Genomic DNA, 7,353 nt, shown 5'->3' on the forward strand with positions numbered 1-7,353 from the left:
ATGAAGGACCGACGCAGGCTGGTGCCGCGCACCGACGCCGTGCTCGCCGATGCGCGGCTGGTGGAGGCGGGTGGGCGGCTGGGCCGGTCGGTGGTCAAGGCGGCGGTGGCGGCGGCCCGGGAGCGGGCGCGGCACGCCGATCCGGCCGTGCCGGCGGAGCGCGCCACCGCCCTGGCCGGCCGCCTGACCGGGGCGGGCATCGACGCGCTCGGGGTGGCGCGCGACGCCGACGTGGCGGGTGGGGTGCCGGCGCTCGCGGAGGTGCCGGGCTGATGCACGTCGTGGCCACCGCGGGTCACGTCGACCACGGCAAGTCCACCCTGGTACGGGCCCTCACCGGCATGGAGCCCGACCGCCTGGACGAGGAACGCCGGCGCGGCCTCACCATCGAGCTCGGCTACGCGTGGACCGGCCTGCCGTCGGGGGAACGGCTCGCGTTCGTGGACGTACCAGGTCATGAGCGCTTCCTCAGCACGATGCTCGCGGGGGTGGGGCCGGTGCCGGTCGTCATGTTCGTGGTGGCGGCCGACGAGGGGTGGATGCCGCAGTCGGAGGAGCACCTGGTCGCCCTGGAGGCCCTCGGCGTACGCCACTGCCTGCTGGTGGTGACCCGATCAGACCTCGCCGACCCGACCCCGGCGCTCGACGAGTCCCGCACCCGCCTGAATGCGGCCCTCGGTGAGCCGGTTGGTGGGGTGGGGGCGGTTGTGGTGAGTGGGCGTACTGGTGAGGGGTTGCCTGAGTTGCGGCGGGCGTTGGATCGGTTGGTGGGTGGGCTGCCCAGGCCTGATCCGGGGGCGGAGGTTCGGCTGTGGATCGATCGGGCGTTCAGTGTGACCGGCAGCGGGACGGTGGTGACCGGGACGCTGCCTGCCGGGACGGTCTCGGTGGGTGATGAGCTGCTGCTGGCCGGGGAGCCGGTGCGGGTCAGGGGGCTGGAGTCGCTGAAGGAGTCGCGGGACACGGTGCCGGGGGTGGCCCGGGTGGCGGTCAACCTGCGTGGCCACCACCTTCCCGACCGGGGGCAGGCGCTCGTCACGCCGGGCGGGTGGACGTACACGGATCTGGTGGATGTACGTGTCGCGCCCGTCGGGGGGCAGCGGCAGGAGGCCGCCGGGTTGCCTCGGCGGTTGACCGTCCACGTGGGGTCGGCGGCGGTGACGGCCGAGGTACGGCCGCTCGGCGGGCGCGTCGTACGACTGCGCCTGGCCCGGCCGGTGCCGTTGCATCTCGGCGACGTGCTGCTGCTGCGCGACCCCGGACGTGACCGGTCCGAGGTGCGGGTGCTCGCCGGGGCGAGTGTCCTCGACGTGCGCCCGCCGTCCCTCCGCCGCCGTGGCGCCCCAAGGGAGCGAGCGGCACTCCTGGAAGCAGCCCTGCCCAAGCCCGCCGAGCCGGACGGGGGCAGTGGGTTCGGTGTGGCGTTCGCGTTGCGTACGCATCGGCTGTTGCGTGCCGGTGACCTGCGGGCCATGGGGGTCGTGCCTGAGGCTCCCGGCACGGTGGGGGAGTGGTACGTCGATCCCGAGCACTGGGCGGAGCTGGGCGGGCGGCTGGTGGCGGCGGTGGGGCGGTATGGGGAGGGGCATCCGCTGGAGCCCGCCATGCCGGTCGAGGCGGCTCGGCACGCGCTGGGGCTGCCCGATCGGCGGCTGGTCGTGGCGCTGGTACGGCCGCCGCTCACGCTGGCCGCAGGGCGGATCGCGGCGGGGCGGGCGGGGTTGCCGGCGCCGGTGGCGCGGGCGGTGGCGGGGGTGCGGCGGGAGCTGGCGGAGCGGCCGTTCCAGGCGCCGGAGGCGAAGCGGCTGGCCGAGCTCGGGCTGGGGACCAGGGAGCTGGCCGCGGCCGTACGGGCCGGGAACCTGCTGCGGGTGGCGGACGGGATCGTGCTGCTGCCGGGAGCCGACGCGCGGGCGGCCGAGCTGCTGAGCCGGTTGCCGCAACCGTTCACGGTCAGCCAGGCCGGACGCGCGCTCGACACCACCCGCCGGGTCGCCGTACCGCTGCTCGAACACCTCGACCGGGCCGGTCTCACCGAGCGGCTGGACGACGTCCATCGGCGCTGCACCCGACCTGCTTAGCGGTCAGATCCGGGGTAGGTATCAGGAAACAGGGGGATTCGGAACCATCGTCATCGGGGGTTTGCGATGGTCGGACACCTTCCGCGGCGGCTCGTCGCGGAAGCCATAGGGACAATGTTGCTGGTGATCTTCGGCGCCGGCTCCGTGGTGGCCGCGTTGCTCATGGGCGCCGGTGAGATCACCTACGCCGCGCTCGGATTCATCTCGCTGTCGTTCGCCCTGGTCGTCGCGATCGTCATCTACGCCTTCGGCACCACCTCGGGCGCGCACATCAACCCGGCCGTCACCATCGCGCTGGCGGTGAGCCGCAGGTTCCCGTGGTCGGAGGTGGTGCCGTACATCGTGGCGCAGCTCGTCGGCGCGTTCGCCGGTGGACTGCTCATCGTGGCCGGCTTCGGCCGCCGGGCGGTGGACCTGGGCACCGGGCTCACCGCTCTCGCGAAGGGCGTGAGCTACGGGCAGGGCATCCTGCTGGAGGTGATGGGCACGTTCCTGCTGATGCTCACGATCATGGCGATGGCCGTGGACCGCCGGGCGCCGTCCGGCTGGGCGGGATGGATCATCGGCATGGCCGTCGCGGGTGAGATCTTCGTGATCGGCCCGATGACGGGCGGCGCGGTCAACCCGGCCCGCACCTTCGGCCCGTACCTGACGACGAGTCTGTTCGACGGGGACACGCCGTGGTCGGAGTTCGGCGTCTACATCATCGGTCCCATCGTCGGCGCCGTGCTCGCCGTGCTCGTGTACGACCAGGTGGCGCGCCCGGTGCGCGAGGTGCCGGAGGAGGGCGAGCAGGGCACCGCCGGCGAGATCTCCGGCACCCGCGAGCCGCGCGGTGGGGAGGCCGCGGACGGGGAGGCCGCGGACGGGGAGAGCCGAGCGGTCCGGCGGCCGCGCGACGACCGGTTACAGCGCGGTGTCCGCCGTCTTCGCCCAGAACCCGGGAGGTGATCGATGACCACGTGACGACCGCTCGACAGCATCGCGCACAAGGAGGAGAGCACCGTCATGCCCGGTAACAGAGGAGTTTCCTACGAGGGGGCCGGCAGGGTCGAGGTCCGCGAGACCGACTATCCCGACTACGAGCTCAAGGACGGCCCAGGCGTGAACCCCGCCAACGTGGGCCGCAAGCTGCCCCATGCGGCGATCCTCAAATCGGTCGCGACCAACATCTGCGGCAGCGACCAGCACATGGTCCGTGGCCGCACCACGGCCCCGACGGGCCTCGTCCTCGGTCATGAGATCACCGGCGAGGTCGTCGACACCGGCCCCGACGTGGAGTTCATCAAGACCGGCGACCTCGTGTCCGTGCCGTTCAACATCGCCTGCGGCCGCTGCCGCAACTGCAAGGAGGGCAAGACCGGCATCTGCGAGCACGTCAACCCGGACCGGCCCGGCTCGGCCTACGGCTACGTCGACATGGGCGGCTGGGTAGGCGGCCAGGCCGACTACGTCCTGGTGCCGTACGCCGACTGGAACCTGCTGAAGTTCCCGGACAAGGACCAGGCGATGGAGAAGATCCTCGACCTGGCCATGCTCGCGGACATCTTCCCGACGGGGTTCCACGGCTGTGTGAGCGCCGGGGTGCAGCCGGGCTCGACCGTCTACATCGCCGGGGCCGGCCCGGTCGGGCTCGCCGCGGCGTGTTCGGCGTTCCTGCTCGGCGCCGCCGTCGTCATCGTCGGCGACCTGAACAAGGAGCGGCTGGACCAGGCCCGCAGCTTCGGGTGCGAGACCGTCAACGTGGCCGAGGGGGAGCCCAAGGACCAGATCGAGCAGATTCTCGGCGCGCCCGAGGTGGACTGCGCCGTGGACGCGGTCGGCTTCGAGGCCCGGGGCCACGGCAAGGACTCGGAGACGGAGCGGCCCGCGACCGTGCTCAACACGGTGATGGACGTCACCCGGGCGGGTGGCGCGCTCGGCATCCCGGGACTGTACGTGACCGGCGACCCCGGCGCGGCGGACGAGTCGGCCCAGCGCGGCTCGCTGTCGATCCAGATCGGGCTCGGCTGGGCCAAGTCGCTCAGCTTCGTCACCGGCCAGTGCCCCGTCATGCGGTACAACCGCCAGCTCATGCAGGCGATCCTGCATGACCGGGTGCAGATCGCCAAGGCGGTCAACGCCACGCCGATCTCGCTGGACGACGCGCCGCGCGGCTACCACGAGTTCGACGAGGGCGCGGCGCGCAAGTACGTGCTCGACCCGCACGGCATGCTCGCGTCCAGGTGAGCGTGCGCTGCGAGCGGTGTGAGTCGCCGCTCGCAGCGTGCACGCTCAGTCCGTCGGGGGGAGTTCGGGACGTATGCCGGGCAGGATCTTCGGCAGGTGCCGGGCGCCGTCGAAGGTGTTGCCGGTCTTCTGGCTCTGGATGAAGTCGCGCATCCTGCGTCGCAGACGGGCGCGTTCGTTGGCGAGCCACTCTCTGCCCTCGGCGGACACCGCCTCCAAGATCCTGAGGGCTCCGGTCACGCCCGAGACGTCGAGTGCGAGCGCGTACAGGTAGTTGATGTCCTCCTGCATGCGGTCGAGCAGGCCCTCCTGGTAGTTGTCCACGATGACGTCGATGGGCTGGGCGTTGACGAGCGAGAGCCGGAAGGTCCTGCTGAGGACCAGGTTCGGCTGTTCGTAGAAGCGGATCTCGTCGCCGGTCGTCACCTTCCGGCGGCCGTTCTCGAAGCGCACGCTCGCCTCCGCCACCTTCGCCGAGGCGATCACCTCGTACCTGAACGTGGTCCGTTCCTCGTTGTGCGTGTTGGCCGTGGCGAAGTTGAGCCTGACGGTGACCTGTCGGACGCCGCCGTCGGTGAGCAGGAAGAGCAGCACCTTGTAGGCCGAGTAACGCCACGGGCCGTACAGGACACGGGCGCGCTGGCAGGGGACGTCAGCCTCGGTGAGCGTGAGGTGCGCGACGACGTCGCGGTTGCTCAGGCCGTAGTCCTTCAGCGCCTGCGACTTGATCGCCATCTTGTCGTAGTCCAGCCACATGGCCATCTCGAGGTCGGTGGGCCGGTCGGCGAGCACGCCGGACCAGCGTTCGTGCTCCTGCTGCTCGGCGACGAACCGCCGGTGGGTCTCCGCGGAGGCGCGCGGATGGTCGATGACCGCGGCGAGATAGTCGAGCGTGTCGGACCAGGCGATGGCCGCACCCAGACCCAGCATGATTCCGGAGCCGAGCATGCCGATGAAGCTGACGCTCGCCGTGCCGACCAGCGCGATCAGCCCGGCGAGCACCAGGGCGGCGGTGCCCGCGACGACCGCGACCGGCGGGCCGCTGGGAGTGAGCTGGACGCCGGCGCTGAACTGCCCGGCGGTGTTCTTGGCGTGCCACATGATGAGCCACTTGATCGAGCTCGCTGATCGCTGGTCGCCGCCGTACAGGTGGATCAGTTCGGCCTTCAGCCTCGCTCGCGTCGGCGCGCTGGCCCACTGCCACTGCCGGGCCGCGACAGGATCCGACGGCCCCGCCCTGTCGAACAAGCGCTCGACGGAGAGCGAGACTGACACCCCGAACTCCGTGGGCCACCCCGCCGCCGACGAATTCCGAGTCTCGAGGCGCTGTGGCAGGCCGAATTTGAAGACGGCGACCGCCCAGGCGCAGACCAGGGTGAGCACGGCGGACAGGGCGAGCGGGCTGCCCGAGACCATGAGGCCGAACATCCCGAGAGCTCCCAGCCCGCCGAGCACGGCGCCGGTGATGACCGTGAACCGTTTGCCGGGGTCCAGCACAGGCCTGGGCGGCAGGATCCTCCGGGGCGGCTCGGGGTCGGGCTCGAAGAACTTCCAGACGCGGTCCCGGCGATGACCGCTGATGCGCATCTCCTTCACATGGTCTCTCTCCAGCTCCTCGAGCTGGTCCTGGAGCCAGCCGCCCATGATCATTTCGAGATGACGTCGGATCTCGTCCTGCCGCTGTCTCGGCAGCGCCTGGTAGGCGGTGAGCGCGGCGGACATGCGCTTGTCGTCGAGCGAGCCGGGTTCTTCCTCGCTGATGCAGTTGATGAGCTCGATCACCACGTCGAACGCCTGCCGCCATGGGTCGCTCGGGAACTCCGCGACCATGGCGCGGGCGGACGTCAGGTGGGCGAACTCGTCCTGACCGAGATGATCGAGCGTGCGATCGCTCAGCGTCGCCAGGACCCAGTAATAGGCCACCTCGTTGGACCGGTAGCGGCCGTGCATCGCTGCTTCCTCGATCAGCTGCTCAGCGCGCCGGGGCATGTCGCCATTGAGGTAGTACATCCCCACCCGGTATTTGTGCTGCGGAGGATCGTTCGAGCTCACCGAATATATGGTGACATTTCCGTGTACGTTGCCTATTTGCGTCTCGACGTGCGCGTCGTCCATCGCGACGTTGGAGTGCCAGCTCTGATTCATCAGCTCAGCCCTTGGCCGATGGTGAGGGCGACGGCGGCGATCGACGCGACATCGGCGACGTCGCCGAGCAGGCCCCGCACCTTCTTCAGCGCAAGCACCATCTTCCCGCGCTGCTTCTCGTCGCCGTGCTCGAGATAGGCGTCGACCTCGGTTAACTCGGCCTCCGCCGCCTTACGGATCTCCGCCTCGAGCGCTCCCGTCTCGACCGCCCGGCGCATCGCCGAGCGGAGCTCGGCCACCTGGGTCCGGAGACCGCCTTCATGGAATTGGGGGGATCCGACGGTGACATTCCCCTCGACTTTGCCGATCTGCGCGCCGACGCGAGCGTCGCCCCCGGCGATATTCGTATACCACTCCGACATCGGCTGCCTCCCGGCCTCGTTCGTCGAATGAGTATGTCGACGAATCCATTGAAATTGTTACGACGTATCCCGATTCACTTATTGATTGCTTCCACTGTTCATAAGACGCTTCACAGCGCGGCGATGACGTACGACACGCGCGCCGCCAGATCGGCCACGTCCGCCAGCAGGCCGCGCAGCTTCCTGAGCGCGATCATCGCCGTGCTCCGGCCGTGTCCGGTGCCCTGCGACAAGGACTCGGCGGCGACGGCGATCTCCTCCTCCGCCGCGGCGAAGGTGGCCTCGTCCACCTCCTGGTTCTTCAGCGCTCTGCTGAGCCTGTCGCGGAGCTCGGTGAGCTGCGCCGCGGGATCGAGAGCCGCCCCGGCCGGCTGGGTGATCGTGATGTCGCCGTAGATGTTTCCCGCCTGCATGCCCACGTGCGCGTGGTCGCGGGCGATGATCCGCACGCCTTCGGTCATGCCCTTTCCCGCCGCGCCGGCGGGTCGTCCGTGGTGCGGCTCCAGAGCGAGCTCCTGGGCGAGGGCGGTGGCGAG

The 7,353-nt window shown here is 70.4% G+C and carries 6 protein-coding genes and 1 pseudogene; 4 read left to right on the plus strand and 3 right to left on the minus strand.

What is annotated here, in order from left to right:
* The 4 genes from IEY87_RS16760 to fdhA all read left to right on the plus strand — a co-directional run bounded on the left by IEY87_RS16760 (position 1) and on the right by fdhA (position 4,310).
* The gene (locus IEY87_RS16760) at positions 1 to 273 is read left to right on the plus strand and encodes a hypothetical protein (protein ID WP_189139591.1); all 273 of its coding nucleotides are present in this window, start codon (positions 1 to 3) and stop codon (positions 271 to 273) included.
* Positions 273 to 2,081 carry a selenocysteine-specific translation elongation factor gene (locus IEY87_RS16765; protein ID WP_189139592.1) on the plus strand — a complete coding sequence of 603 codons (1,809 nt, stop codon included), beginning with the start codon at positions 273 to 275 and terminating at the stop codon, positions 2,079 to 2,081. Before IEY87_RS16760 ends, IEY87_RS16765 begins: the two co-directional genes overlap by 1 nt.
* Positions 2,082 to 2,147: 66 nt before the next feature.
* Positions 2,148 to 3,032: an MIP/aquaporin family protein gene (locus IEY87_RS16770; RefSeq protein ID WP_189139593.1), complete on the plus strand. Its 885-nt coding sequence runs from the start codon at positions 2,148 to 2,150 to the stop codon at positions 3,030 to 3,032.
* 57 nt (positions 3,033 to 3,089) lie between these two features.
* Positions 3,090 to 4,310 carry a formaldehyde dehydrogenase, glutathione-independent gene (gene fdhA, locus IEY87_RS16775; RefSeq protein WP_189139594.1) on the plus strand — a complete coding sequence of 407 codons (1,221 nt, stop codon included), beginning with the start codon at positions 3,090 to 3,092 and terminating at the stop codon, positions 4,308 to 4,310.
* 45 nt (positions 4,311 to 4,355) lie between these two features.
* Here the strand turns inward: fdhA and IEY87_RS16780 are convergent, their stop codons facing one another.
* The 3 genes and pseudogenes from IEY87_RS16780 to IEY87_RS45765 all read right to left on the minus strand — a co-directional run.
* Positions 4,356 to 6,362, minus strand: a complete 2,007-nt coding sequence (locus IEY87_RS16780) for a hypothetical protein (protein ID WP_189139595.1) — start codon at positions 6,360 to 6,362, stop codon at positions 4,356 to 4,358.
* 92 nt (positions 6,363 to 6,454) lie between these two features.
* The gene (locus IEY87_RS16785) at positions 6,455 to 6,817 is read right to left on the minus strand and encodes a hypothetical protein (RefSeq protein WP_189139596.1); all 363 of its coding nucleotides are present in this window, start codon (positions 6,815 to 6,817) and stop codon (positions 6,455 to 6,457) included.
* A gap of 110 nt (positions 6,818 to 6,927) precedes the next feature.
* A pseudogene (locus tag IEY87_RS45765) lies at positions 6,928 to 7,353 on the minus strand (hypothetical protein); the annotation flags it as partial.

Source organism: Nonomuraea glycinis (assembly GCF_014646515.1).
Lineage (GTDB): Bacteria > Actinomycetota > Actinomycetes > Streptosporangiales > Streptosporangiaceae > Nonomuraea > Nonomuraea glycinis.